We start from the raw sequence: 23569 nt of genomic DNA on the forward strand, positions 1-23569 counted from the left end.
TGGTCCATGGTTGGCTTCATATCGTGCTCTTGAAACTTCTCGTGCAGTACCTCGCCAGGTACAAGATCCTGCTGGCGGGCGTGCTGATCTTCCAGTTCGCGTCGGCGCTCGCAGCGCTGTACCTGCCGACGCTCAACGCCGACCTCATCGACACCGGTGTGACGGCGGGCGACGTGCCCTACATCGTGCGCACCGGGCTGTGGATGCTCCTCGTCGCGCTCGGTCAGATCCTCGCCGCCATCATCGCCACCTTCTGCGCCGCGAGGGCCGCGATGGGCCTCGGCCGCGACGTGCGGCGCGACGTCTACGAGCGCGTCAGCGGCTTCAGCGAGCGCGAGGTGTCGGGCTTCGGCGCCGGCTCGCTCATCACCCGTAACACCAACGACGTCCAGCAGGTGCAGATGCTCGCGATGATGAGCGCGACGATGCTCATCATGGCGCCCATGATGGCCATCGGCGGCATCATCATGGCCCTGCGCCAGGACGTCAGCCTCAGCTGGATCCTCGCGGTATCGATCCCCGTGCTGCTGATCGTCGCGGCCGCCGTGATCAGCCGCATGGTCCCGCTGTTCCGCAGCTTCCAGGGCAAGCTCGATGCCGTGAACCTCGTGATGCGCGAGCAGCTCACCGGCGTGCGCGTCGTGCGCGCCTTCGTGCGCGAATCGATCGAGGAGGAGCGCTTCCGGCTCGCCAACACCGACATCTACGTCGTCGGGCGCAAGGTCGGTTCGCTCTTCGTCCTCATGTTCCCGCTCGTCATGCTCGTGCTCAACGTGACGATCGTGGGCGTCGTCTGGTTCGGCGGCATCGAGGTCGACGCGGGCAACACCGAGGTCGGAACGCTCTTCGCGTTCATGCAGTACGTCGGTCAGATCCTCGGCGGAGTCATGATGGCGAGCTTCATGGCGATCATGATCCCTCGCGCGGCCGTCTCGGCCGACCGCATCGGCGAGGTGCTCGACAGCGAATCGTCGCTGACGCGCCCCGCCAACCCGATCACCGAGATGCCGGAGCCCGGCGTCGTGGAGTTCGACGACGTGTCGTTCACCTACCCCGGGGCCGAGCAGCCGATCCTGTCGCACGTGACCTTCCGGGCGGACCCGGGCGAGACGGTCGCGATCATCGGCTCGACCGGATCCGGAAAGACCACCCTCGTCTCGCTGATTCCCCGCCTGTTCGACGCCACGAGCGGCGCGGTTCGGGTGCAGGGCGTCGACGTGACGCAGGCCGACCTCGACGAGCTGTGGAAGGGCATCGGCCTCGTGCCCCAGCGCCCCTTCCTCTTCGCGGGCACGATCGCGTCGAACCTCCGCTTCGGGCGCGAGGACGCCACCGACGACGAGCTCTGGCATGCGCTCGAGATCGCCCAGGCGGCCGACTTCGTGCGCGAGAAGCCCGAGGGCCTCGACTCCCCCATCGCGCAGGGCGGCACCAACGTCTCCGGCGGCCAGCGGCAGCGCCTCGCCATCGCCCGCGCGATCGTGCGCCAGCCGGACGTGCTCGTCTTCGACGACTCGTTCTCGGCGCTCGACCTGACGACCGACGCCCGCCTGAGGCAGGCGCTGTGGCGCGAGCTGCCGCAGGTGACGAAGATCGTCGTCGCCCAGCGCGTGTCGACGATCGTCGACGCCGACCGGATCCTCGTGCTCGACGACGGCAAGATCGCCGGCTACGGAACACACGAAGAGCTGCTCCGCACGAGCACCACCTATCAAGAGATCGCGCAATCGCAGATGGGCGCCGACGAGAGCGAGGTCGGAGTATGAGCGACAGCACTGCTCTGCACGACGAAGACCAGGCCGGCCAGGAGGCCATGATCGCGGCCGGAGCGAACGAGCCCGGAGCGATGGGCGGCAAGCCGCAGAACTTCTGGCCAAGCTTCCGCCGATTCATCGGCCTGCTCGCGCCATACAAGTGGGCGTTCGCGTTAGCGTCGCTCCTCGGTGCGATCGGCGTCGTCCTCGCCGTCGCCGGCCCCAAGATCCTCGGCGAGGCGACGAACATCGTCTTCGAGGGCGTCCTCTCCAAGACCTACGGCGCCCAGTTCGAGGGCATGTCGCAGGACGAGGCCGTCGCGGCCCTCGAGGCCGCCGGTCAGGGCGACATCGCCGACATCATCGCGAAGATGGAGCGCTTCTCCCCGGGCGGCGGCATCGACTTCGAGAGCCTGCGCGTCGTCGTGCTGTGGGCGGTCGCGGTCTACGTCGTCGCCTCGATCCTGCAGTGGCTGCAGGGCTACATCATCAACGTCATCATGGTGCGCACCATGTGGCGGGTGCGCGAAGACATCGAGCGCAAGATTCACCGCCTGCCCCTATCCTACTTCGACAAGGTGCAGCGCGGCGAGCTGATCAGCCGCGTCACCAACGACGTCGACAACATGACGCAGACGCTGCAGCAATCGCTGTCCGGCGCGATCACCTCGTTCCTGACGGTCATCGGCGTCGTCGCCATGATGTTCTCGATCTCGTGGCAGCTCGCCCTCGTCGCGCTCATCGCCCTGCCCCTCATCGGCGTGATCATGGGCATTATCGGCCCCAAGTCGCAGAAGGCCTTCCAGGCGCAGTGGAAGAAGGTCGGCCGCCTCAACTCGCGCGTGGAGGAGTCGTTCTCCGGCCACGCGCTCGTGAAGGTCTACGGTCGCGAGAAGTCGATGACCGAGGCGTTCCAGGTCGAGAACGAAGAACTCTACGAGGCGTCGTTCAAGGCGCAGTTCCTCTCGGGCGTGATGATGCCGTCGATGCAGTTCGTCGGCTACCTCAGCTACGCCGGCATCGCCGTGCTCGGTGGAATCATGGTCGCTGGCGGCCAGATTCGCATCGGTGACGTGCAGGCCTTCGTGCAGTACTCCCAGCAGTTCACCCAGCCCCTCACCGAACTCGGCGGCATGCTGCCCGTCGTGCAGTCGGGCACGGCCTCGGCCGAGCGCGTCTTCGCGCTCCTCGACGAGGACGAAGAGGATCCGGACGCCACCGACGCACCGACCGTCCCCGAGGACGGCCGTGGCATCATCGAGTTCCGCGACGTCAGCTTCTCGTACACCGACGAGCAGCCGCTGATCGACAACGTGTCGTTCCGGGTCGAGCCCGGGCAGACCGTCGCGATCGTCGGCCCGACCGGCGCCGGCAAGACGACGCTCGTCAACCTGCTGATGCGGTTCTACGAGACCAAGGGTGGCGCCATCCTGCTCGACGGCCAGCCGATCGCCGAGATGACCCGCGGCGACCTGCGCTCCCGCACCGGCATGGTTCTGCAGGATCCGTGGCTGTTCGCCGGCACCATCCGCGAGAACATCCGCTACGGCAACGCCAGCGCGAGCGACGAGGAAGTACACGCCGCCGCCGAGGCGACCTACGTCGACCGCTTCGTGCACTCGCTCCCCGAGGGCTACGACACGATGCTCGAAGAAGACGCGGCGAACGTCTCCGCCGGTGAGCGCCAGCTCATCACCATCGCCCGCGCCTTCGTGCGGCGGCCACAAGTGCTGATCCTCGACGAGGCCACCAGCTCCGTCGATACCCGCACCGAGCTGCTCCTGCAGAAGGCCATGGCCGCACTGCGCGAGGGGCGGACATCCTTCGTCATCGCCCACCGCCTCTCCACGATCCGCGACGCCGACCTCATCCTCGTGATGGAGCACGGCTCGATCGTCGAACAGGGCAGCCACGACGAGCTCATCGCACGCCAGGGCGCGTACTGGCGGCTCTACCAGAGCCAGTTCGAACACGCCTCCGACTCCGGAGTCGACGAGGCGTAAGTCTCCCTCAACGAGAACGCGGGCGCTTCGGCGTCCGCGTTCTCGTTTTTTGCTCTTCCGGGTCCGGCCGTTTCCTGGAGCGCTGTGTTGCTCGGTCGCTGCGCTATCCGGGGCCGCCTGTTGCCGGGGCCGCTCCGCGGATGCCGAGGGGGCGCCGCAGTCCCCTCGAGGCCGCTACGCGGCCTCTCACCGCCAGTCCCGATGCCTGCGGCGCCCCCTCGGCATCCGCTGCGCTCGCCTGCGTGGGTGGGAGCGCTCGCATGCGTGGGTGGGTGCGTGAGGGGCGTCGGTAGTGGGTGGAGTCGGATGGGGTGCTGGGGACTGGGGTGTTGGGGACTGGGGTGTTGGGGGCGACTGGGATGGGCGGGAGGTAGAGGGGGCAGACGCCTCTGGTGAGGGGTGGTCTCTTGGGTTAGTCCTTCGTCAGGCCTAGGGCGTCGGCGACGCGCTCCAGGTCGCCGAGGATGTCGCGGCCGATGGGCTGGACGGCGACGTGGTCGGCTCCCGCCTTGAGGTGGGCGCGCAGGCCGAGGGCGGCAATCTCCGCGCTGGGGTTCGCGCAGACGGCATCGACCAGCTCGTCGGATCCGCCGTCCGCGAAGTCGGCGTCGGTGAAGGCGCGCTCGGCGGATCCGAACCGCTTCAGCGTGCCGACGTAGTTCTCGAGACGGAAATAGCGCGACAGGTACTCGCGGGCACGGCGGCGGCTGACCTCGCGGTCGGCGTCGAGCGAGACCTTGAGCTCCGGTGCGAGCACGGGCGCCGAGGTCTCGCCCGGCGCCTCGGCACCTGTGTCCGCCCGTGTATCTGCCTCCGCTTCCGCGGACGGCGCGTGGGGGTTCTCGGGCGCCGCGGCCGGCGCCCGCAGCTCGCGGCGGGTCTGGTCGAGGATCCGCCGGGCGTGCGCGGTGTGCGCGGGCGTCGTCAGGTACGGGTGCGCGCCGAGCGAGCGCCGCGCCGCGAGCGCGAGTGTCTTGTCGCCGAGCGCCGCGAGCAGGCGCGCCTCGGCGGGCACCCCCGCGTCATCGAGCACGTCGAGATAGTCGTTCAGCGCGGCGAGGGGTCGCACGCGCTCCGGGGTCGCCTCGCGGTGCCCCGACCCGATCCCCAGCACGAAGCGCCCCGGGTGCTCCTCCTGGATCCGCAGGTACGACTCGGCGACCTCGAGCGGATCCGCCTGCCAGATGTTGACGATCCCGGTCGCGACGGTGACGTGCTCCGTCTCGTTGAGCATCGCCTCGACGCAGACGAGGTCAGCGGCGGGCGAGCCGCCGATCCAGAGCGTGCGATAGCCGAGGCGCTCCGCGACGGCGGCGGTGCCGGGCACCCACGTGCCCTCGCCCAACCACACGCCGAACGCGCCGAACGCCCCGGCGGCGCCGTTCTGTTTCCTGCTGACCATGGTCTCCCCTCCTGGTCGCTGAGCACCCCACCATACGCAATCGAGGTTTCTTTCGGGTGTCACCGGCGTAACCGACCGCAATCCCCACACCGTTCAAATGACACTTTTCGGGGGTTGAACCCCGTTTGACTACCCAAAAGTGTCATTCGAACGGCGGCGCGGGCGCCGGGACGGCGGGCGCGTCCACGCGGGGCGGGGCGGGCGGGGCGGGCACCCGCGCATATGGACGGCCCGGGGTTAGGGGACCCGGGGTTAGGGGAAGAGGGGGGTGACCTTGTGGTCGAAGGCCTCCGCGACGAGGGCGGGGGTGACCTCGGCGTCGGTCGCGAGGGTCCAGCGCGGTGCGCGATCCTTGTCGATCATGTGCGCGCGGATCCCCTCGACCATGTCGGGCTGGGTCTCGACGTACCACATCATCAGTCGGTACTCCTGCTCGAGCGCCGCGCGCAGGTCGTTCGTCTCGCGCGAGCGGCGCACCGACTCGAGCGTGATCGCGAGAGCCAGCGGCGGGCGCTGCTCGAGCAGCGCCAGGGCCGCCGCGGGCGTGTGCGCGCCGAGATCGTGCGTGGCGCCGTCGTCGGCCTGCTCCGCGAGTTCGGTCAGGCGGGCGCGGATCTCCGGGACAGATCCGCGGGAGAACGCATCGTCGATCCAGCCTCGCGCGGAGGCGAGCGCGGACGGTTCCGGGGTCTCGTCGAAGAGCAGGATCAGCTCGCCCGGCGTCGACGGATCGGCGCGGGTCTCGAGCGCATCGCGCACGGCGCCGAGGTCCTCGCCGCGCACGAGGTGGTCGGCGAAGCCCGCGTAGATGGCGTCGGCGGCATCCATCTCGGCGCTCGTCAGGGCCAGGTACTCGCCGACGTGTCCGGGCGCGTTCGCGAGCAGCAGCGTGCCACCGACGTCGGGGGTGAACCCGATGCGCGTCTCCGGCATCGCCAGCCGCGAGGTCTCGGTCACGATGCGCACCGGCGCGTGGCAGGCGAGGCCGACGCCGCCGCCCATGGTCACGCCGTTCGCGAAGGCGACGACCGGGTGCGGGAACGCCGCGATCGCCGCATTCAGCCGGTACTCCGCGCGGAAGAACCCGTCGACGCCCGCGAGATCGCCGGCCGTGATCTGCCCGTGCAGGCGACGCAGATCGCCGCCCGAGCAGAAGCCGCGCTCATCCGTGGCGTCGAGCAGCAGCGTATCGACGTCGGTATCGACGGCGAGCCCCTCGAGGGCGTGCGCGAAGGCCTCGACCATGGACCGATCGAGGGCGCCGATCGCCCGCGGGTGGTCGATCGTGATTCGTCCGAGCGCCGTGTGCTTCGTGACGAGGATCCGCTCGTCGAAGAAAGTCTGGGTCACTTTCTTCACGCTACTCGTCCTCAGATACGGAAGGATCCAGGATTTTCGGACAAGATGGGAGAACGTTCCCGCTCGGGCGCGCTGGTTTCTAGGGAGGGTACCGTGAGCGAAGGCAAGGTGATCGAGTTCGTCGGTGTCTCGATGACGTTCGGCGATACGCCAGCCGTCGAGGATCTCACGGCGCGCGTCGAGCCCGGTCGGGTCACCGCGTTCCTCGGCCCGAACGGTGCCGGCAAGACGACCACGCTGCGCATGCTCCTCGGCGATCTGCGCGCGACGAGCGGCACGGCGACCATCGGCGGCACCGAGTACACGCGCATTGCGAAGCCCGCCTCCTCGATCGGCGCCGTGATGTCGATCGCACCCCTCGAGCGCGCGCGGCGCAAGACCGCCGTCAAGTACCTCGGTCGCGCCGCGCGGCGCATCGGCGTGGGCGCGTCGCGCGCGCGCGAGGTGCTGCAGATCGTGGGCCTCGCCGAGATGGGCGATATGCGCATCGGCAGCCTGTCGCTCGGAATGAAGCACCGTCTCGCGGTCGCCGAGGCGCTGCTCGGGGATCCGGGCGTGCTCGTGTTCGACGAGCCCGCGAACGGCCTCGACCCCGAGGGTATCCGCTGGATCCGCCTGCTCATGCGCGGTTTCGCCGACGAGGGACGCACCGTGCTGATGTCCTCGCACCTGCTGAGCGAGGTGGAACAGGTCGCCGATGCCCTGCTGATCCTCAACGAGGGCCGACTCCTCTTCGAGGGACCCATCGAGCTCCTCGCCGATGCTGAGGGCGGCATGGTGACCGTCGACGCCGAGGACCGCCCGGCGCTCGCCGACGCGCTCACGAAGGCGGGGCTGTCGTTCCGCGTGCTGCGCTCGGGCCTCGCGATCGACGACACGACGACCGCGGAGATCGGTGCGCTCGCGAAGACCGCCGGCATCGCGCTGACGACGCTCACGCACCGCGGTCCGACGCTCGAGGACGTCTACCTGCAGATCATCGACGGATCCTGGGTCGCCCCCGCCCGCACGGCGGCGCTCGCCCCCGCACCCCTCTCCTTCGACGAGGTCCTCACGGGCGCGGGTACGGACAACGCCGCCCGCGAGAGCGCGGCTGACGCGGACGTCACCGACGCGGACGCCACCGAGGCGGACGCAACCGAGGCGGACGCCGCCGACAGCGCCGACGACTCAGACGCCGCTGGCGCCGCCGACGACGACCCGAACGCCACCGAGGAACCCCGCGAGGAGGCCACGGCGGGCGCCGCGGCCCTCGCGGCGGGCGCGACCCTGGCGGCCGGCGCGACCCTGGCAGCAGGATCCGCCGAGGATCCGGCCGAGAACGAGAGCGACGCGACCGGTGAGAACGCGGATACGTCCGCGGTGCAGCCGGCCGATCCGAGCGCAGCGGCGTTCCCGGCGGCGAGTCTCGCGGCGCCGGAGAGCGGAGCCGGATCCGCCGCGGCGGCCCCGAACGGCGCCTTCCCGGCCGCGAGCTTCGGCACAGCCCACGACAGCCGTACGGCGGCCGATCCCGCGGACGGGAACCTCGGCGCCGATCGCGACGATGCCGATGTCTTCGGCGGCCCGGAAGACGCGGGATCCCTAGAGGATTCCGGCCCGCGCGGTCGCGCCGCGGGCGCCGCGGCGCTGGCGGGCGGGGCGCTGCCGGGGCTCGCGGGTCTCGCCGGTCTCGCTCACGGACTGCGCTCGGACGACGAGGATTCCGACGAGGAGCTCCCCGAGGGTCTCGTGTCCCCCGGCCTCGCCGCCGCGTTCGCGCGCGCCGGCGAGATCGAGGCGCAGATGAACGACATCGAGGCCGACATCGAGACCCAGGAGGCGCGCGCCGAGAACATCGACGGCGTCGCTCAGATCGAGGCCATGTTCGAGCCGCGCGGCGTGGATGGCGCCACAACAACGGTCATCGAGATCGACCCGTTCCCGGGCGAGGGCCTCGACGGCGCCGACGGCGACGGCGACTGACCCCGCGGGTTCAGTCGAGCTCGGCGACGTCGCCGGTGTCGACGCCCTCGCGCTGCAAGGCCTTCACGAGGCCGACACCGTGTCGGGTGGTCACGACGATCCGTTCGAACTCGTCGTCGCCCTCGAGGTCGATGACCACGCCCGGCCGGCCGGTGCGCACGGCGGCGAAGTCGGATCCGAAGACCGACCTCCACGTGCCGTAGGCCAGGCGCCCTGGAACGTGGGCGCCGGGCGCGCGCACGCCGCGCAGCCAGGTGAACGGATCCTCGGTCAACTGCACCTTGCGAATATGGGCTCGGTCGATGCGCACGCTCTCCTTTCGAACGGCGAGTGCGCGCTCCAGCGGGGAGAGCTGCACCTCGAGTGCGTCGGAATCCACCAGCAGCCTGACCATGACCTCTATCCTGGCACTTCCGCCCCCGCGCCGCGCGGCGGCGCGGCGAACCGCTCGTCGCTTGCGCCGTTCAGTGGCGCGGCGGGGCCGTCGTCTCCCGCACCACGAGCGAGGTCGCGAGGTCGACGTGGTGGGAGCACGGTCACGCTGACGATCGCCGCCGCCTGAGTCGCGCGCCTCGCGGGCGGAGTCGGTGGAAGACTGGGAGGGATGACTCCGCTCGCTCTCGCCCTCGACCGCGCCGCCCGCGGCGAGCGCCTCGATGCCCATGAAGCCGAGGCACTGCTCGCCGCGGACGGAGACGACTTCGACCGCCTCCTGGATCTCGCCGGATCCGCCCGCGACGAGGGCTTGCGGCTCGCGGGCCGCGAGGGCGTCATCACCTACTCGCGCAAGGTCTTCATCCCGCTGACGACGCTCTGCCGAGACCGGTGTCACTACTGCGTCTTCGTCGATACCCCGAACCAGCTGCTCGCCAAGCGCAAGCCCGCCTACATGTCGGCGTCGCAGGTGCTCGCGGTCGCCCGGCAGGGGCAGGCGAAGGGTTGCAAGGAGGCTCTGCTGACGCTCGGCGACCGCCCGGAAGACCGCTGGCCCGAGGCGCGGGCGTGGCTGGACGAGCACGGCTACGCGTCGACCCTCGAGTACGTTGCCGACATGGCGCGTCTCATCCGGGAGGAGACGGGGTTACTCCCCCACATCAACCCCGGCGTCATGCACCCGGAGGAGCTCGCGATGCTCCGCCCCACGGCTCCGTCGATGGGCATCATGCTCGAGACGACGTCGCGGGCGCTCTTCGAGAACCGCGGCGAGGTGCACTACGGATCCCCCGACAAGGATCCCGCCGTGCGCCTCCGGGTCATCGAGGATGCGGGTGCCGCGCGGATCCCCTTCACGACGGGCATCCTCGTCGGTATCGGCGAGAGCCTGCGCGACCGCGCCGAGTCGATGGTCGCGCTGCGCGACGCGCACGAGAAGCACGGCCACGTTCAAGAGGTCATCGTGCAGAACTTCCGCGCGAAGCCGCGCACCGCGATGCAGAACGCCGCCGATGCGCAGCTCGTGGAGTACGCGGCGGCCGTCGCCGTGATGCGGCTCGTGATGGGGCCGCGGATGCGGATCCAGGTGCCGCCCAATCTGCAGGATGTCGTGGAGCTCAAGCTGCTCGCGCGCGCGGGCGCCGACGACTGGGGCGGGGTGTCTCCGCTCACGGCCGACCACGTGAACCCCGAGCGCCCCTGGCCGCACCTCGACGATCTCGCCGCGCGCACGGCCGAGCTCGGATTCGCGCTGCGGGAGCGCCTGACCGCCCATCCCGAGTATCTGACCGACGAGTGGCTCGCCCCCGAGATGCGCGCGGCGACGCGGGCCCTCGCGGATCCCGACACGGGCCTCGCCCGCGAGAACACCGCTCCCACGAGTCTCGGGTCGGCACACGCCGCCGACGCCGGATCGCCGCACGGCGGCGGCGCGGAGGCGGCGGACGCCGTGCTGTTCGCGCCGGGCGGGCTCGTCGCAGCGCTTGTGGAGCGGGCGGCGGAGGATCCCGGATCCCTCGACGACTCCGAGTGGGTGCGGCTGCTCACAGCCACGGGCGACGAGCTCGACGCCGTCGCGCAGGCCGCCGACGACGTGCGCCGCTACACCGTCGGCGAGGCCGTCTCGATCGTCGCGAACCGCAACATCTCCTCCGCGCTCTACGGATCCGCGGAGCCGGGCGGCTATGATCTGCCGCTTCTCGCCGAGATGGCGCGCGACGCCGCCGAGCTCGGGCTGACGGAGATCTGCGTGCAGGGCGTCGTCGCCGGCCCCGCCGAGGGCTACCTCGAGATCGCCCGCACGATCAAGACCGCGGCCCCCGGCATCCACCTGCACGCCTACCGGCCGCAGGACGTTCGCGACTTCGCCGAGCGCGCGGGCCTCGGCCTCGACGACGCGCTCGCGGCGCTCCGCGACGCCGGCGTCGACACGGTGCCGGGCACGGGCGTCAAGATCCTCTCCGAGCGCGTGCGTCGCATCGTCGCCCCCACCGATATCGAGATCGACGGCTGGATCCGCGGGGTCACCGCCGCGCACCGCGCCGGCTTCACCTCGACGTCCGTCATGTTCTACGGCCACGTCGAGACCGCCCAGGAACGCATCGCGCACCTGCGCGAGCTGCTGCGGATCCAGCGCGAGACCGGCGGCTTCACGGAGTTCGTGCCGATCCCGATGCCCGGCTGGGGCACGCCCCTCGTCGAGGGCCGCGCGGAGATCGACGAGCACCGCGCCATGGTGGCCGTGTCGCGCCTGATGCTGTCGGGCACGATCGCGCACATCCAGGTGCCGTGGACGCGCCTCGGGCTCGCCACCACCGCGACCCTCCTGAACGCGGGCGGCGACGACCTCGGCGGCACCCTGCTCGACGGACGCGTCGGCCCCGCCAGCGGGGTCGAGGCCGGATCCGAGCTGACCTTCGATGCCGCCCGGGCCCTCGTGAAGCCGCTGTTCCGCCCGCTGCGCGAGCGCACGACCGCCTACGGCGAGGTGTCGCGGGGCTCGACCCCCGCGGGCGGCGGCCGCGGATCCGGATCCGGCGAGCGCCCGTGACCGTGCGCGCCTCCGCCCTGATCGTCGGGGCGGGCTTCGCCGGCATCGCGCAGGCGCTCGCGCTGCGCGACGCCGGTGTGACCTCGTTCCTCGTCGTCGAGCGGGCCTCATCCGTGGGCGGCACCTGGCGGGACAACACTTATCCGGGCATCGCGTGCGACGTGCCCTCGCACCTGTACGGCCTCGAGTCGCACCCGTGGCCGCGCTGGTCGCGCGTCTTCGCACCGGGCGCCGAGATCCGCGACTACCTGGAGCGCGTCGTCGAATCGGAGGGCCTGGCGAACCAGCTGATGCTCGGGACGACGATGACCTCCGCCCGCTGGGACGGCGACGCCTGGCGCATCACCCTCGCCGTACACGACGACGCAGATTTTCGGCTGACTCGGCCGGAAACGGGTTCATCCGGGGCACCGACCCCAAAATCTGCGTCGTTGTGTACGCGCGAGGTCGTTGCCGACAACCTGATCCTGGCCGCGGGCCGACTCACCGAGCCGAAGATTCCCGAGATTCCGGGGCTTGGCTCCTTCCCGGGCCCGCTGTTCCACTCCGCGCGGTGGGATCACTCGGTCGACGTCACCGGAAAGCGCGTCGCCGTCGTCGGCACGGGAGCCACCGCCGTGCAGCTGGCGCCCGCGCTCGCCCGCCTCGGCGCCCGCGTCACCCTCTTCCAGCGCACCCCCGCGTGGATCGTGCCGCGCGGCGATCGCGCGGTCGACGGATCCGAGATACGCACCTTCGAGGCGGATCCGGCCCTGCTCGCCGCGCACCGCGACGCGCTCTACGCCGAGGGCGAGGCGCGCTTCGCGTCGCGATCGGGGGATCCGGCCGCGGCCGCGGCCGCCGAATCGGCCGCGCGCGATCACCTCGCGCGGCAGGTTCCGGATCCGCTGCTGCGCGCGCAGCTCACGCCCGACTACGCCTTCGGCTGCAAGCGGGTACTGCTGAGCGACGACTTCTACCCGGCGATCGCCGACGGATCCATCGCGCTCGAGCCATCGGCGCTCGCGGAGGTCGACGGATCCGCACTCGTCGCCGCGAGCGGCGCGCGCTACGACGCCGACATCGTCGTGCTCGCGACCGGCTTCGAGACGACCCGGCAGCCCTACGCGGCGCTCGTCACGGGCGAGCGGGAGACGCTCGACGCGCACTGGTCCCGCGGGATGACGGCCGTCGCGTCGACGCTCGTCGCGGGGTTCCCGCACCTGTTCGTCCTCAACGGGCCGAACGCGTCGCTGGGCCACAACTCGTCGATCCTCATCTCGGAGGCGCAGGCGTCGTTCGCGGCCCGGCTCATCGCGCGCGGCGGCTGGGTCGCGGTTACGGACGAGGCCGAGAGCGCATCCACCGCCGACATCGCGCGTCGCGCCGCGCGCACCCCCTGGCTGACGGGCGGCTGCCACAACTGGTACGTTGACGAACGCAGCGGCGCACTCGCCCTGCTGTGGCCCGGCACCGTCGCCGAATTCCGGCAGCGTCTCGAAGGAGCACTCTCATGACCATCCGCTTCGGATACAAGGCCTCGAGCGAGCAGTTCGGCCCGCGCGAGCTGCTCGACTATGCCGTGGGCGCGGAGGAGAACGGCTTCGACTCGGTGTTCCTCAGCGACCACCTGCAGCCGTGGATGCACGAGGGCGGGCACGCGCCCGCCGCGATCCCGTGGCTGGGCGCCGCCGGTCAGGCGACCTCGCGCGTGACGCTCGGCACCTCGGTACTCACGCCGACCTTCCGCTATCACCCGGGCGTGATCGCGCAGGAGTTCGCGACCCTCGGATCCATGAACCCCGGTCGCATCATCCTCGGCGTCGGCACGGGGGAGGCGCTCAACGAGGTCACCCTCGGACAGGCGTGGCCTGATCCGCCCGAGCGCTTCCAGCGGATGAAGGAGGCGATCCTGCTGATTCGCGAGCTGTGGCGCGGCGAGCGCGTCAGCTACGACGGAAACTTCTACCGAGTGAGCAACGCTACGATCTACGACCGCCCCGAGCAGGAGGTCCCGATCTACATCGGCGCCTCGGGCCCCGCGGCCACGCGCCTCGCGGGCCGGATCGCCGACGGGTGGATCACCACGAGCGGCAAGGATCCTTCGCTGTACGCCGACACGCTCATCCCCGCCTTCGAGGAGGGGCTCGCCAAGGGCGGGCAGACGGGCGTCGACCGCATGCTCGAGGTGAAGGTGTCGTTCCGCCCCGACCGGGCGAAAGCCCTGGAGAACACCCGGTTCTGGGCGCCGCTCGCTCTCAGCCCCGAGGAGAAGACCGGCGTGCACGACCCGATCGAGATGCAGCGTCTCGCCGAGAAGCTCCCCATTGAACGCGCCGCGAGCCGCTTCATCGTCTCGGACGACCCCGACGAGCACGTCGCGCAGATTCAGCGCTACCTCGACCTCGGATTCACGCACCTGGTCTTCCACGATCCGGGCCACGACCAGGCCGAATTCCTCGACATTTATGGTCGCGATGTCTTGCCGAGGCTCCGCGCCGCGGTAGCCTAGGGCCTGCCCTGTCCTCCCCCGAAGGGATCCCATGCTCTGGAGCGTCATCATTCCCGTGAAGACCACCCAGGCGGCGAAGACCCGCCTGGAGCTCGCCGGAACCGACCGCCCCCAGCTCGCCCTCGCGATCGCTCTCGACACGATCGCGGCCGCCGCGCGAGCTGAGGCCGTCGGCGAGGTCGTCGTCGTGACGAGCGATGCCGATGTGCAGGCCGGCGTCGAGCAGATCGAGGGTGCTCGGTGGGTCTCGGATCCGGGAATGGGGCTCAATGGGGCCGCGCGCGCCGGACTCGAGCGCGCGACGCACGACGCCAGGGCCGCCATGCTCGGCGACCTGCCCGCACTGCGCTCGAACGACCTTGACCGCGCGCTGCTCTCGGCGACCGCCGAGGAGCGCTCCTTCGTCCCGGACGTCGAGGAGACCGGATCCGTGTTCGTCGCCTGGCGCAGCCCCGCGACGTTCGAACCGCACTTCGGATCCGGATCCGCCGAGAAGCACGCGCAGGCGGGCCACGTGCGCCTGCCGATCCCCGCCACCAACACCCTGCGCCGCGACGTCGACACCGTCGAGCACCTACACGAGGCGTACGAACTCGGCGTCGGCCCCCGCACCGCGGCGCTCCTCAACGCCGCCCGCGCCCGCACCGCGGCGTAGGGGGCGGGGCGTGTCCCGGGTGGGGCGTGTCCCACTTGATGCGGGAATGGCGCCGGCCTATAAGCACTAAGTGGGACACGCTCTGACCCGTGTCCCAGTTGATGCGGGAATCACACCCCCATACCCGCACCAAATGGGACACACCCCGCCCCATGTCCCACTTAACGCGGAAATCACACCCCCATACCCGCACTAAGTGGGACACACCCCGACCCGTGTCCCACTTAATGTGGCATTAGTGCGCGGATAACGACCGGAAGTGGGACATGGCAGCTCAGGGCTACAGGTACACCGTCACGGCGACGCCGATCGGGGCGGCGGTCGCCGTCTTCACCGCCTCCGACGCGGTCGTCGCGCTCGGGACGGCCGAGGATCCGCTGTGGGTCGTCGACTCGGTCGCGCAGGAGATCCGCGGCTCGCTCGCGGCCGCCGACGAGGACATCGCGGGGCTCGGATCCCAGCTCGGCGAGTACTTCGACGGATCCCGGACGACGTTCGACGTCGCCATCGACTGGGCCCTGACCGACGGTTTCGCGCGGATGGCGCTGCAGTGCGTCGCCGAAATCCCGCACGGCGAGACCGCCAGCTATGGCGAGGTCGCCGAGATGGCGGGGCGTCCGCGCGCGCACCGCGCCGTCGGCACGGCCTGCCGTTTCACACCGCTGACGCTCGTGGTCCCGGTTCACCGCGTGATCCGCGCCGACGGATCCCTGGGCGAGTTCTCCGGCCGCGAGGACGTGAAGAGGTTCCTCCTCGACCTGGAGGGCGCATCGTTCCGCTGACCCGCGAACGATCGTCGCCGGACTCCGCGCGTTAGGCGGCGGCTGCCCTGGCGGCGGCAGGGAGCGCCTCCGCGATGCGCGAGAGCGCCGCGTCGTCGTGGGCGGCGGTGACGAACCAGGCCTCGTAGATGCTCGGCGGCAGGTTCACCCCGCTGTCGAGCATCGAGTGGAAGAACGGCGTGAAGCGGTGCGCCTCCTGCGTCTTCGCCTGCTCGTAGTCCGCCGGCTTCTCCGGCATGAACGCGAGCCCGAAGAGAGACCCGACGCGCGAGATGGAGTGCGCGACGCCCTCGGCCCGGAGCGCGGCGGTCAGGTCGGCGATCACGCGATCGGCGGCACGGTCGAGGTGCGCGTACACCTCGGGCGTCGCGAGTTCGAGCGTCGCGATGCCGGCCGCGACCGAGAGCGGGTTCCCCGAGAGCGTGCCCGCCTGGTACACCGGCCCCACGGGGGCGAGGTACTCCATGACCTCGCGGCTGCCGCCGAGCGCGGCGAGCGGCATGCCGCCGCCGACGACCTTGCCGAAGGTCATGATGTCGGGGGTGTAGGCGTGGCCGGCCTCGACCTGGCGCCCCCATTCGCCCGCGGGGTGCACCCGGAAGCCGGTGAGAACCTCGTCGACGATCAGCAGGGATCCGGCGGCGTGCGCGATGTCGGCAAGGGCCGCGTTGAAGCCCTCGGGCGGCTCGATGACGCCCATGTTCGCGGGCGCCGCCTCGACGATGATGGCCGCGATGTTGCCGCCGCGCGCGGCGAAGACCTCGCGCACGGCGTCGAGGTCACCGTAGGGGACGACGAGCGTCGACGCGGCGACCGACGCCGGAACACCCGCCGTGCCCGGCAGGGCGAGGGTCGCGACGCCGGATCCGGCTGCCGCGAGCAGCCCGTCGGAGTGGCCGTGGTAGTTGCCGTCGAACTTCACGAGCAGGTCGCGCCCGGTGACTCCGCGGGCCAGGCGGATCGCCGTCATCGTCGCCTCGGTGCCGGTCGAGACGAGTCGCACCTCCTCGACCGGGGACAGGCCACCCGCCCGGACCCGCTCGGAGATCAGCGACGCGAGCTGCACTTCGCCCTCGGTCGGGGCGCCGAAGGACAGTCCGCGCTCAGCCGCCCGCTGGGCGGCCTCGACGACCGCCGGATGCGCGTGGCCCAGCAGGGCGGGGCCCCAGGTCGCGACGAGGTCGACGTACTCGCGGCCCGCGGCATCGGTGACGTACGCGCCCTTCGCCTCGGCGAGGAAGCGCGGCGTGCCACCGACGGATCCGTATGCCCGCACGGGCGAGTTCACGCCGCCGGGGATGACCTTCTGAGCGCTGGCGAAGAGCGAGTCGTTGCGATCCATGTGCCTATTGTCTCGCGCCGAGCGTCACATCCGCCGAACGCACAAGCTTTACCCGAACGGATACGAAATAACGTAGGCGTTCGGGCAAATCTTGTGCGCTCGCGGGGCGGGGCAGCACTCACCGCACCCGCAGGTTGCGGGCCACCACCAGCAGGCACGCCGCGCAGACGGCAGCGATGATGATCAGGCTCGTCAGGTAGCTCATCACCGGCAGCAGCGCGGCGACCAGCGTCGGGAGGAGGAATCCGACGTACGTCAGCGAGTAGTACACGCCCGTGACGCCGGCGAGGTCGCTCGGCGTCGCGAGGCTCTGCGCGACCACGAGGCCCGAGACGATGCACACGCCGTACGACGCTCCGAGCACCGCGGCGACGAGGAACGCGAGCGCCGGATCCCCGATCTCGGCCGAAACGGCGGCGAGGATCACGCCGGCCGTCATCCCCGACAGCCCCACTATGAGGGCGCGTCCGCGGGTGACGCGATTGAGCCATGGCACGAGAGTCTGGAACACCGCGCCGACGCCGAGGGTGACGACCGTCAGCGCCGTGGCGTAGAGGGTCGCGTGCGCGCCGAGCCGGTGCTCAACGACGCTCGGCATGATCGCGTAGGCGACGCCGGCGGCCGCGAACACCCACGGCGCCGCCGGCAGAACGACGCGCAGGAAGGGGCGCTGCGCCGCCGACGGCACCCGCAGATCCTTCCACCAGGGGCCCGCGGCGCGGCGGGCCGGATCCAGTGATTCGGGCGCGCGCAGGAGCGCCGCGGCCGCGACCACGCAGAGCGCCAGGTGCACGAAGTACGGAAGCTCGGCGGGGAGCGGACCCCACTGCGCGAGCACGCCCGTGACGCCGGCGCCGAGTCCGAAGCCCAGCGTCAGGGTCATCGACGAGCGCCGCGCGCCCGCCGTGGGCGAGGGCGCGCCGGACGAGAGTTCCTTGATCCAGCTGGATCCCACCGACATCGCGACACCCACGCCGAGGCCCGCGAAGACGCGTCCGATACAGAGCAGGGCGAAGGATCCAAACCCCGCGGCGAGCAGGCCGCTCGCGATCGCGGAGGCCGCGAGGCCGATCCAGGTGGCGGGCCGGCGGCCGTGCTGGTCCGAGAACGCCGACGCGACGAGCAGGCCCGGGACGAGCCCGAACACGTACATGCCGAGCAGCAGGTTGGCCTGCCACGGGGCGTATCCGCCGAGCGATTCGTACAGGTGCAGCAGCGGCGTGAAGTGGTTGCCGCCCCACGCGAGCACGAACACCGTCGGCGCGGGCAGCAGCCACGCGCGCCGGTTCATCGCGCGCCCCGGATCCCGGACCCCGCGCCCGCGCCCGCGCGCACCCCGCCCCGCGAGATCTCACTCTTTTCGCGAGATCTCACCGAATTCAGTGCGACTTCGCGAAAAGAGTGCGATCTCGCGGAGGAGGGCTCGCGAAAAGAGTGAGATCTCACGGAAAGGAGGGGGACGGCCCCGCTCATTCCGACACCTCGTAACCCGCGTGGCCGGCACCGATGTGCTGCGCCATGAGCGCGCGGAACAGCTCGGCGTCGCCCTCGCTCAGCGCGCCCGCGAGGGCGACGTGCTCGGCGTGAAGCCGCCCGAGATCGACGGCGTGAACGACCGCGAGGTGCGTCAGCCGGTAGAGCCGCGGCGCGAGCGAGCGCGAGATCTCGGCGACGACGCGGTTGTCGTCATGCCCGATGATCTCGAGGTGGAAGGCGTAGTCGAGCAGGGCAAAGCGCTCCGGATCCGCGAGCGCGGCCCCCTGCCCCCGCAGGTTCTCGTCGAGGAGGGTGGCGAGGCGCTCGCGCGCCGCCGGATCCGCGGCGATCGACGCCGCCGCGCTCGCCTCGAGCATCGATCGCACCGCGAGCAGCTCGCGGCGCTCGCTCGCCGACGGGTTCGTCACGACGGCGCCCTTCTTGGGCGCGAGGCGCACGAGCCCCCAGCGCTCGAGCTTGAGCATTGCCTCGCGCGCGGGCGTGCGGCTCGCCTCAAACTCGGCGGCGACCTCGACCTCGGTCAGCACCTCCCCCGGCTCGATCTCGCCCTCGGCGATGCGGCGGGCGAGGGACCCGGCGACGCGATCAGCGATCGTCGTCGCCCCGGCGTTGCTCCACGGAAGTTCGATCATGCCTCAAGTATACATTGATGCATGCATCACGAGGTGCGCGGCGCGAACCGCGGGAGGCGGACCCCCTACAGCCCCTCGCGGATCCAGCCGGCGGCCTCCGTCGCCCAGTACGTCAGCACGGCGTCGGCGCCCGCGCGGTTGAACGCGGCGAGCGAATCGAGGATGGTGGCGCGACGGTCGATCCAGCCGCGCTCGGCGGCGGCCTCGACCATCGAGTACTCGCCGGACACCTGGTACGCCCAGACGGGCACGTCGACGGCGGCGCGCACCTCCGCGAGCACGTCGAGGTAGGGCAGGCCCGGCTTGACCATGACGATGTCGGCGCCCTCTTCGACGTCGAGCAGCGCCTCGCGCACGCCCTCGCGGGCGTTGGGCGGATCCATCTGATAGGTGCGGCGGTCGCCCTTCAGCTGCGAGTCGACGGCCTCCCGGAAGGGGCCGTAGAACGCCCCGGCGTACTTCGCCGAGTAGGCCATGATGATGGTGTCGGTGAATCCCTCGGCGTCCAGACCGGCGCGGATCGCGGCGACCTGGCCGTCCATCATGCCCGACAGTCCCAGTAGCTGGCTGCCCGCCCGCGCCTGCGCGATGCCCATCGACACGTAGCGTTCGAGCGTCGCGTCGTTGTCGACGGCGCCGTCGGCGCGGAGCACACCGCAGTGTCCGTGGTCGGTGAACTCGTCGAGGCACAGGTCGGTCTGCACAACGAGGGCGTCGCCGACCTCCTGCTGCAGCGCGGTCGTTGCGACGTTGAGGATCCCGTCGGGATCGTCAGCGCCCGAACCCACCGCGTCGCGCACGGCGGGCACTCCGAAGAGCATCACGCCGCCGATCCCCGCCTCGGCGGCCTCCGCGGCAACGCGGCGGAGCGAGTCGAGCGTGTGCTGGCTCTGCCCCGGCATCGACGAGATCGCCTGCGGCTCGGAGATGCCCTCGCGCACGAACAGCGGCAGCACGAGCTGGCTGGGCACGAGGTGATTCTCCGCCATGAGGCGTCGGACGGGGGCCGACTGGCGCAGCCGGCGGGGGCGATGCGTGGGGAACACCATGGGGATTACTTGCCTTCTTCGTGATCCCGATCGAGCGGCAGGTGGAGCACGTCGGTCGGGGGAATCTGCAGAGCGGCGGTCGTGGGCTCGGGGACCCGGTACTCGCCGAGCGTGTCGATGAGGCTCTCGATCGTGCGCTCGGGCGCGATCACGCGGATCGGGAGGTTGATCTCGCGCGCGTCCTGCGCCGTGCGGGGGCCGATCGCCGCGATCACCGTCTGCTCGGGGATGTCGGGGAACTGCGTGCGCACCTGTTCGGCGACGGATCCGCTCGTCACGAGGATCGCGTTGATGCGGCCGTTGTTGACGTCACGCTCGGCGCGCTCCGTCGCCGGGACGCCGACCGTGCGGTAGGCCACGACGGCGGTCACATCGTGACCGGCCTCCGCGAGCCGCAGCGACAGCTCGGGCTTGGCCAGCTCCGAGCGGAGGCACAGCACCCGCACCGGATCCTTCTCGAGTTCGATCATCGCCTGGGCGACGCCGGAGGCCGAGTTCTCCTCCTCGGGCACGAGATCGACGGGGTACCCGACCGACGCGAGGGCCGCGGCCGTCGTTTCGCCGACCGCCGCGACCTTGGTCGTGGCGGGGATCTTCGCGCCATAGGCGTGCAGCACGTCGACGGTCGTCGCGCTCGTCACGGTGAGCCAGTCGTAGCGGCCGATCGCGAGCTCCGCGATGACGCGCTCGAGCTCCGAGCTGTCCTCGGGCGGAGCGAAGTTGATCAGCGGGGAGACGACCGGGATGGCGCCCTTGTTTCGCAGCTTGGCGGCGACGTCGTCGCCCCAGGGGCCTCCGCGGGGAACGAGAACTCGCCAACCGGTGAGCGGTTTATCGGCCTTGACGTCCTTCGTCATGTAGTAGGGGCTGCCTCTCTTGTCACAATGTCAGCCGCCCCGTTGTCGAGCAGCCGACGCGCGAGACCGTGACCGATCTCGCGTGCCCGGACCAGAAGGTCCGAACCGTCGGCAGCCGCACCGCTGCCTCGTGCCTGAATATACCCTTCAATCAGGGATTCGAAACCCACAACGGGTTCCGAGTGGTCGAGTGTGACGTCTTCGTGATGATCCGCGCCGTACACATCGACCCGCACGTGCACGTGCGAATCGCTCGTCCACGCGTGCGCTCCGACGGGCGCGTGACAACCCGCCTCGACGCCCCCGAGGATGGCCCGTTCGAGCGTGACGGCGAAGCGCGTGAGGGGCGCGTCGAGCTCTCCGAGCCAGGCGAGCAGCTGCGGATCCGCATCCGCGGCGGTCTCGACCGCGAGCGATGCCTGCCCGGCGGCCGTCGGCCAGCCGGGAAGGTTCTGGGCCTCGACGAACAGGCCCGCGACCGTGGGGATCTCGCCCCCGTCGGCGTCGACCCGCGTCAGGCCCGCAGCGGCGAGCACGACGGCATCGAGCTCGCCGTCGCGCACGCGCCCCATCCGCGAGTCGATGTTGCCGCGGATGTCCACGACCTCGACGCCGGGGTTCGCGCGGCGGACCTGCGCGACGCGGCGCGGGGATCCGGTGCCCACGCGGGATCCACGGGGCAGCTCCGCGAGCGGGGTGCCGTCGCGGGTGATCACGACATCGCGGGCGTCGACGCGCGCGGGCGTCGCCGCGATGACGAGCCCGGGGGCCTGCTCGACCGGCAGGTCCTTGAGCGAGTGCACGAGCAGATCGCACTCCCCCGCGAGCAGCGCCTCACGCAGGCGCGTCGCGAACACCCCGGCGCCGCCTAGGGAGGCCAGCGAGGCGCGGTTCGTGTCGCCCTCCGAGGTGATCTGGACGAGCTCGACGGGGCGCCCGGAGACGCGTTCGAGCTCGCGGGCGACGAGGCCCGACTGGGCGACGGCGAGGCGGCTGCGGCGGGTTCCGAGGCGGATCGGCTGCGTGGCATCCATGGTCGTTACCGCACGACCTCGGGAACCTCGGCGACGTCGATGCGGCGGCCCGTGTGGAAGGGCAGCTCGTCGCGCACGTGGAGGCGCGCGTCGGTGTATCGCAGGTCGCGCATCATGTCGACAAGGTCGGTGAGCACGTCGGACTCCATCGGGAGCATCCACTCGTAGTCGCCGAGCGCGAAGGCCGGCATGGTGTTCGCGACGACGCTCTTGAACGCGGCGCCCTTGCGTCCGTGATCGGCGAGCATCGTGCGGCGCTCGTCGTCGGGCAGGAGGTACCAGTCGTAGCTGCGCACGAAGGGATACACCGTGAGCCAGTCGCGCGCCCGCTCACCGCGCAGGTAACCGGGGACGTGCGACTTGTTGAACTCGCTGTCTCGGTGCACCGCCATCCCGCTCCAGCTGATGACGAGGTTCTCGAGCAGCGCCGTGCGGCGCAGGCGCCGGACCGCGGCCTGCAGGTCTTCCGCGACGGGGCCGTGCAGCCACACCATGAGGTCGGCGTCGGCGCGCATTGCGCTCACGTCATAGAAACCGCGGATCGTCACGCCGTTCGCCGCAAGTTCGTCGACGACGCGCTGCAGCTCAGCGCTGTCGTCGCTCGACACGGGGTGCTGCTGGTCGCGGCGCCACACCGTCCACAGGCTGTAGTTGTCACCGGAGGGAGCTTCGAAATCTGCCATACCCCCATCATCCTCCCGCGACCTGACAACGGCGAATCGAGGCGCCCAGCCTTGCGGGGTCGCCGGCGCGGGCGCGGGATCAGCGCGAGATCGCGCGGGCGATACCCCAGACGGCGGATCCGACGGCGGCGGATCCGACCACGATGCCCGTGAGCGCGACGACCGGCTTCTTCTCCGCGATGGTGCGGGCCTTCGCGGCGATCCGACCCGAGGCCTCCTTGATGCGCCGCGGGTAGTTCGCCTTGATCTCGATCGCGGCGAGCGCGGCCTTCAGCTCGGCCCTCGCCAGCTGCACGGGGTCGCTGATCCCGCTCGGGACGACGGTGTCGGGCAGCTCAGAACTCATCCGCGAACTCCTTCACGATGGCGGCGTCGGCCCTGGCCGCGGCGCCGGGGGATTCGAGCTTGATGATGGCGCGCACGTGGCGCACGTACGCCCACAGCCCGCACACCGCGATCATCACGACGCCGATGCCGAGGACGATGAGCGCCGAGGCCCACAGCGGCATCCACAGGTCGAGCAGGATGATGAGGAACGCGAGGAACGCGGGCACGGTCCAGAACAGGAAGAACAGCGCCGCGATCGCGAAGATCAGCGTCCATCCGCCGTGCTTGACGAGCTGGCCGACGTACTTCTTGAGCGCGTTCAGCTCAGCCGTGATGAGGTTCTTCACGAGCTGCGGCACGTCGCCGATCAGGGTGAAGAGCCCGTCGTCGGCGCGGTCGCGCAGGGGCGATTTCTTGTGCTCCGTCATCGCAGATCCGCCTTCGCGTCAGCCGACGACGCCGGCGACGGCTGCGCGGGGGTCATCGTGGCGCCCGAGGCCTTCGCGTCGGATGTCTTCGACTGCACGAACGCGATCGCGGCGCCCGGCAGGCGCTTCGCGGCTGCCTTGACCCGGTCGACCTGCTTCTGCACGGGCGGCAGCTCCCAGACCTTCTCCGCCTGCTTCTTGATCTGCTCGTAGCGCGCGCGTCCGGCCCGCGTACCGAGCACGTATCCGGCACCCAGGCCGATGACCAGCCCGATCTTTCCTCGCATGGGGATCCCCCTCGTCGTGTCGCTCTTCGCTAAAACTAC

The 23569-nt window shown here is 70.8% G+C and carries 21 protein-coding genes; 8 read left to right on the plus strand and 13 right to left on the minus strand.

The features are described 5' to 3' along the window. The first annotated feature begins 23 nt into the window (after positions 1–23). Both IEX05_RS08315 and IEX05_RS08320 read left to right on the plus strand, forming a co-directional pair. Positions 24–1766: an ABC transporter ATP-binding protein gene (locus IEX05_RS08315; protein WP_188700911.1), complete on the plus strand. Its 1743-nt coding sequence runs from the start codon at positions 24–26 to the stop codon at positions 1764–1766. After that, positions 1763–3757: an ABC transporter ATP-binding protein gene (locus IEX05_RS08320; RefSeq protein WP_188700912.1), complete on the plus strand. Its 1995-nt coding sequence runs from the start codon at positions 1763–1765 to the stop codon at positions 3755–3757. The genes IEX05_RS08315 and IEX05_RS08320 overlap by 4 nt, the downstream gene beginning before the upstream one ends. 412 nt (positions 3758–4169) lie before the next feature. On the opposite strand, the gene IEX05_RS08325 is transcribed toward IEX05_RS08320, so the two are convergent. Both IEX05_RS08325 and IEX05_RS08330 read right to left on the minus strand, forming a co-directional pair. Continuing rightward, positions 4170–5159 carry an LLM class flavin-dependent oxidoreductase gene (locus IEX05_RS08325; RefSeq protein WP_188700913.1) on the minus strand — a complete coding sequence of 330 codons (990 nt, stop codon included), beginning with the start codon at positions 5157–5159 and terminating at the stop codon, positions 4170–4172. A 252-nt stretch (positions 5160–5411) separates the two neighbouring features. Beyond that, positions 5412–6509: an enoyl-CoA hydratase/isomerase family protein gene (locus IEX05_RS08330; RefSeq protein WP_188700914.1), complete on the minus strand. Its 1098-nt coding sequence runs from the start codon at positions 6507–6509 to the stop codon at positions 5412–5414. 102 nt (positions 6510–6611) lie between these two features. Here IEX05_RS08330 and IEX05_RS15300 point away from each other — a divergent pair, with 102 nt between their 5' ends. Further along, complete coding sequence (locus IEX05_RS15300; protein ID WP_229661211.1) at positions 6612–8483, plus strand: ATP-binding cassette domain-containing protein; 1872 nt, start codon at positions 6612–6614, stop codon at positions 8481–8483. Between the two features lie 10 nt (positions 8484–8493). On the opposite strand, the gene IEX05_RS08340 is transcribed toward IEX05_RS15300, so the two are convergent. After that, a complete protein-coding gene (locus IEX05_RS08340; RefSeq protein WP_188700915.1) occupies positions 8494–8877 on the minus strand; it encodes a hypothetical protein in 384 nt (127 codons plus the stop codon). A gap of 210 nt (positions 8878–9087) precedes the next feature. On the opposite strand from IEX05_RS08340, the gene cofG reads away from it, so the two are divergent. From cofG to IEX05_RS08365, 5 genes are all read left to right on the plus strand, one after another. Beyond that, complete coding sequence (gene cofG / locus IEX05_RS08345; protein ID WP_188700916.1) at positions 9088–11466, plus strand: 7,8-didemethyl-8-hydroxy-5-deazariboflavin synthase CofG; 2379 nt, start codon at positions 9088–9090, stop codon at positions 11464–11466. After that, a complete protein-coding gene (locus tag IEX05_RS08350) occupies positions 11463–12962 on the plus strand; it encodes a flavin-containing monooxygenase (protein WP_229661212.1) in 1500 nt (499 codons plus the stop codon). Before cofG ends, IEX05_RS08350 begins: the two co-directional genes overlap by 4 nt. After that, entirely contained in the window at positions 12959–13957 is a 999-nt protein-coding gene (gene fgd / locus IEX05_RS08355; RefSeq protein ID WP_188700917.1) for a glucose-6-phosphate dehydrogenase (coenzyme-F420), read from the plus strand. Before IEX05_RS08350 ends, fgd begins: the two co-directional genes overlap by 4 nt. A gap of 31 nt (positions 13958–13988) precedes the next feature. After that, entirely contained in the window at positions 13989–14612 is a 624-nt protein-coding gene (gene cofC / locus IEX05_RS08360; RefSeq protein ID WP_188700918.1) for a 2-phospho-L-lactate guanylyltransferase, read from the plus strand. Positions 14613–14878: 266 nt separating this feature from the next. Beyond that, complete coding sequence (locus IEX05_RS08365; RefSeq protein ID WP_188700919.1) at positions 14879–15394, plus strand: methylated-DNA--[protein]-cysteine S-methyltransferase; 516 nt, start codon at positions 14879–14881, stop codon at positions 15392–15394. Positions 15395–15425: 31 nt separating this feature from the next. On the opposite strand, the gene hemL is transcribed toward IEX05_RS08365, so the two are convergent. The 10 genes from hemL to IEX05_RS15520 form a co-directional block, all read right to left on the minus strand. After that, positions 15426–16736, minus strand: coding sequence for a glutamate-1-semialdehyde 2,1-aminomutase (hemL, locus tag IEX05_RS08370; protein ID WP_188700920.1), 1311 nt, complete (start codon positions 16734–16736; stop codon positions 15426–15428). Positions 16737–16854: 118 nt separating this feature from the next. After that, complete coding sequence (locus tag IEX05_RS08375) at positions 16855–18027, minus strand: MFS transporter (RefSeq protein ID WP_188700921.1); 1173 nt, start codon at positions 18025–18027, stop codon at positions 16855–16857. 178 nt (positions 18028–18205) lie between these two features. Further along, entirely contained in the window at positions 18206–18865 is a 660-nt protein-coding gene (locus IEX05_RS08380; RefSeq protein WP_188700922.1) for a GntR family transcriptional regulator, read from the minus strand. 65 nt (positions 18866–18930) lie between these two features. Beyond that, positions 18931–19914, minus strand: coding sequence for a porphobilinogen synthase (gene hemB / locus IEX05_RS08385; RefSeq protein ID WP_188700923.1), 984 nt, complete (start codon positions 19912–19914; stop codon positions 18931–18933). Between the two features lie 5 nt (positions 19915–19919). Continuing rightward, entirely contained in the window at positions 19920–20771 is an 852-nt protein-coding gene (locus IEX05_RS08390) for a uroporphyrinogen-III synthase (protein ID WP_188700924.1), read from the minus strand. Continuing rightward, the gene (hemC, locus tag IEX05_RS08395) at positions 20768–21805 is read right to left on the minus strand and encodes a hydroxymethylbilane synthase (RefSeq protein ID WP_188700925.1); all 1038 of its coding nucleotides are present in this window, start codon (positions 21803–21805) and stop codon (positions 20768–20770) included. Before hemC ends, IEX05_RS08390 begins: the two co-directional genes overlap by 4 nt. Positions 21806–21810: 5 nt before the next feature. Beyond that, on the minus strand, positions 21811–22488 hold the full coding sequence (hemQ, locus tag IEX05_RS08400; RefSeq protein ID WP_188700926.1) for a hydrogen peroxide-dependent heme synthase: 678 nt from the start codon (positions 22486–22488) through the stop codon (positions 21811–21813). A gap of 79 nt (positions 22489–22567) precedes the next feature. Then, positions 22568–22834 carry a hypothetical protein gene (locus IEX05_RS08405; protein WP_188700927.1) on the minus strand — a complete coding sequence of 89 codons (267 nt, stop codon included), beginning with the start codon at positions 22832–22834 and terminating at the stop codon, positions 22568–22570. Continuing rightward, the gene (locus IEX05_RS08410; RefSeq protein WP_188700928.1) at positions 22824–23243 is read right to left on the minus strand and encodes a phage holin family protein; all 420 of its coding nucleotides are present in this window, start codon (positions 23241–23243) and stop codon (positions 22824–22826) included. Before IEX05_RS08410 ends, IEX05_RS08405 begins: the two co-directional genes overlap by 11 nt. Further along, complete coding sequence (locus tag IEX05_RS15520) at positions 23240–23530, minus strand: YtxH domain-containing protein (RefSeq protein WP_188701043.1); 291 nt, start codon at positions 23528–23530, stop codon at positions 23240–23242. Before IEX05_RS15520 ends, IEX05_RS08410 begins: the two co-directional genes overlap by 4 nt. Between the last annotated feature and the right edge of the window lie 39 nt (positions 23531–23569).

This window comes from Microbacterium nanhaiense (assembly GCF_014646015.1).
Classification (GTDB): domain Bacteria; phylum Actinomycetota; class Actinomycetes; order Actinomycetales; family Microbacteriaceae; genus Microbacterium; species Microbacterium nanhaiense.

What these genes read in the sequence shown, in the direction of transcription:
- IEX05_RS08375 (WP_188700921.1), bottom strand. Translation starts at nt 18,027, where the DNA reads ATGAACCGGCGCGCGTGGCTGCTGCCCGCGCCGACGGTGTTCGTGCTC.
- IEX05_RS08340 (WP_188700915.1), bottom strand. Translation starts at nt 8,877, where the DNA reads ATGGTCAGGCTGCTGGTGGATTCCGACGCACTCGAGGTGCAGCTCTCC.
- fgd (WP_188700917.1), top strand. Translation starts at nt 12,959, where the DNA reads ATGACCATCCGCTTCGGATACAAGGCCTCGAGCGAGCAGTTCGGCCCG.
- hemQ (WP_188700926.1), bottom strand. Translation starts at nt 22,488, where the DNA reads ATGGCAGATTTCGAAGCTCCCTCCGGTGACAACTACAGCCTGTGGACG.
- hemB (WP_188700923.1), bottom strand. Translation starts at nt 19,914, where the DNA reads ATGGTGTTCCCCACGCATCGCCCCCGCCGGCTGCGCCAGTCGGCCCCC.
- IEX05_RS08325 (WP_188700913.1), bottom strand. Translation starts at nt 5,159, where the DNA reads ATGGTCAGCAGGAAACAGAACGGCGCCGCCGGGGCGTTCGGCGCGTTC.
- hemL (WP_188700920.1), bottom strand. Translation starts at nt 16,736, where the DNA reads ATGGATCGCAACGACTCGCTCTTCGCCAGCGCTCAGAAGGTCATCCCC.
- IEX05_RS08365 (WP_188700919.1), top strand. Translation starts at nt 14,879, where the DNA reads ATGGCAGCTCAGGGCTACAGGTACACCGTCACGGCGACGCCGATCGGG.
- hemC (WP_188700925.1), bottom strand. Translation starts at nt 21,805, where the DNA reads ATGGATGCCACGCAGCCGATCCGCCTCGGAACCCGCCGCAGCCGCCTC.
- IEX05_RS08390 (WP_188700924.1), bottom strand. Translation starts at nt 20,771, where the DNA reads ATGACGAAGGACGTCAAGGCCGATAAACCGCTCACCGGTTGGCGAGTT.
- IEX05_RS08320 (WP_188700912.1), top strand. Translation starts at nt 1,763, where the DNA reads ATGAGCGACAGCACTGCTCTGCACGACGAAGACCAGGCCGGCCAGGAG.
- cofC (WP_188700918.1), top strand. Translation starts at nt 13,989, where the DNA reads ATGCTCTGGAGCGTCATCATTCCCGTGAAGACCACCCAGGCGGCGAAG.
- IEX05_RS15520 (WP_188701043.1), bottom strand. Translation starts at nt 23,530, where the DNA reads ATGCGAGGAAAGATCGGGCTGGTCATCGGCCTGGGTGCCGGATACGTG.
- cofG (WP_188700916.1), top strand. Translation starts at nt 9,088, where the DNA reads ATGACTCCGCTCGCTCTCGCCCTCGACCGCGCCGCCCGCGGCGAGCGC.
- IEX05_RS08405 (WP_188700927.1), bottom strand. Translation starts at nt 22,834, where the DNA reads ATGAGTTCTGAGCTGCCCGACACCGTCGTCCCGAGCGGGATCAGCGAC.
- IEX05_RS08410 (WP_188700928.1), bottom strand. Translation starts at nt 23,243, where the DNA reads ATGACGGAGCACAAGAAATCGCCCCTGCGCGACCGCGCCGACGACGGG.
- IEX05_RS08380 (WP_188700922.1), bottom strand. Translation starts at nt 18,865, where the DNA reads ATGATCGAACTTCCGTGGAGCAACGCCGGGGCGACGACGATCGCTGAT.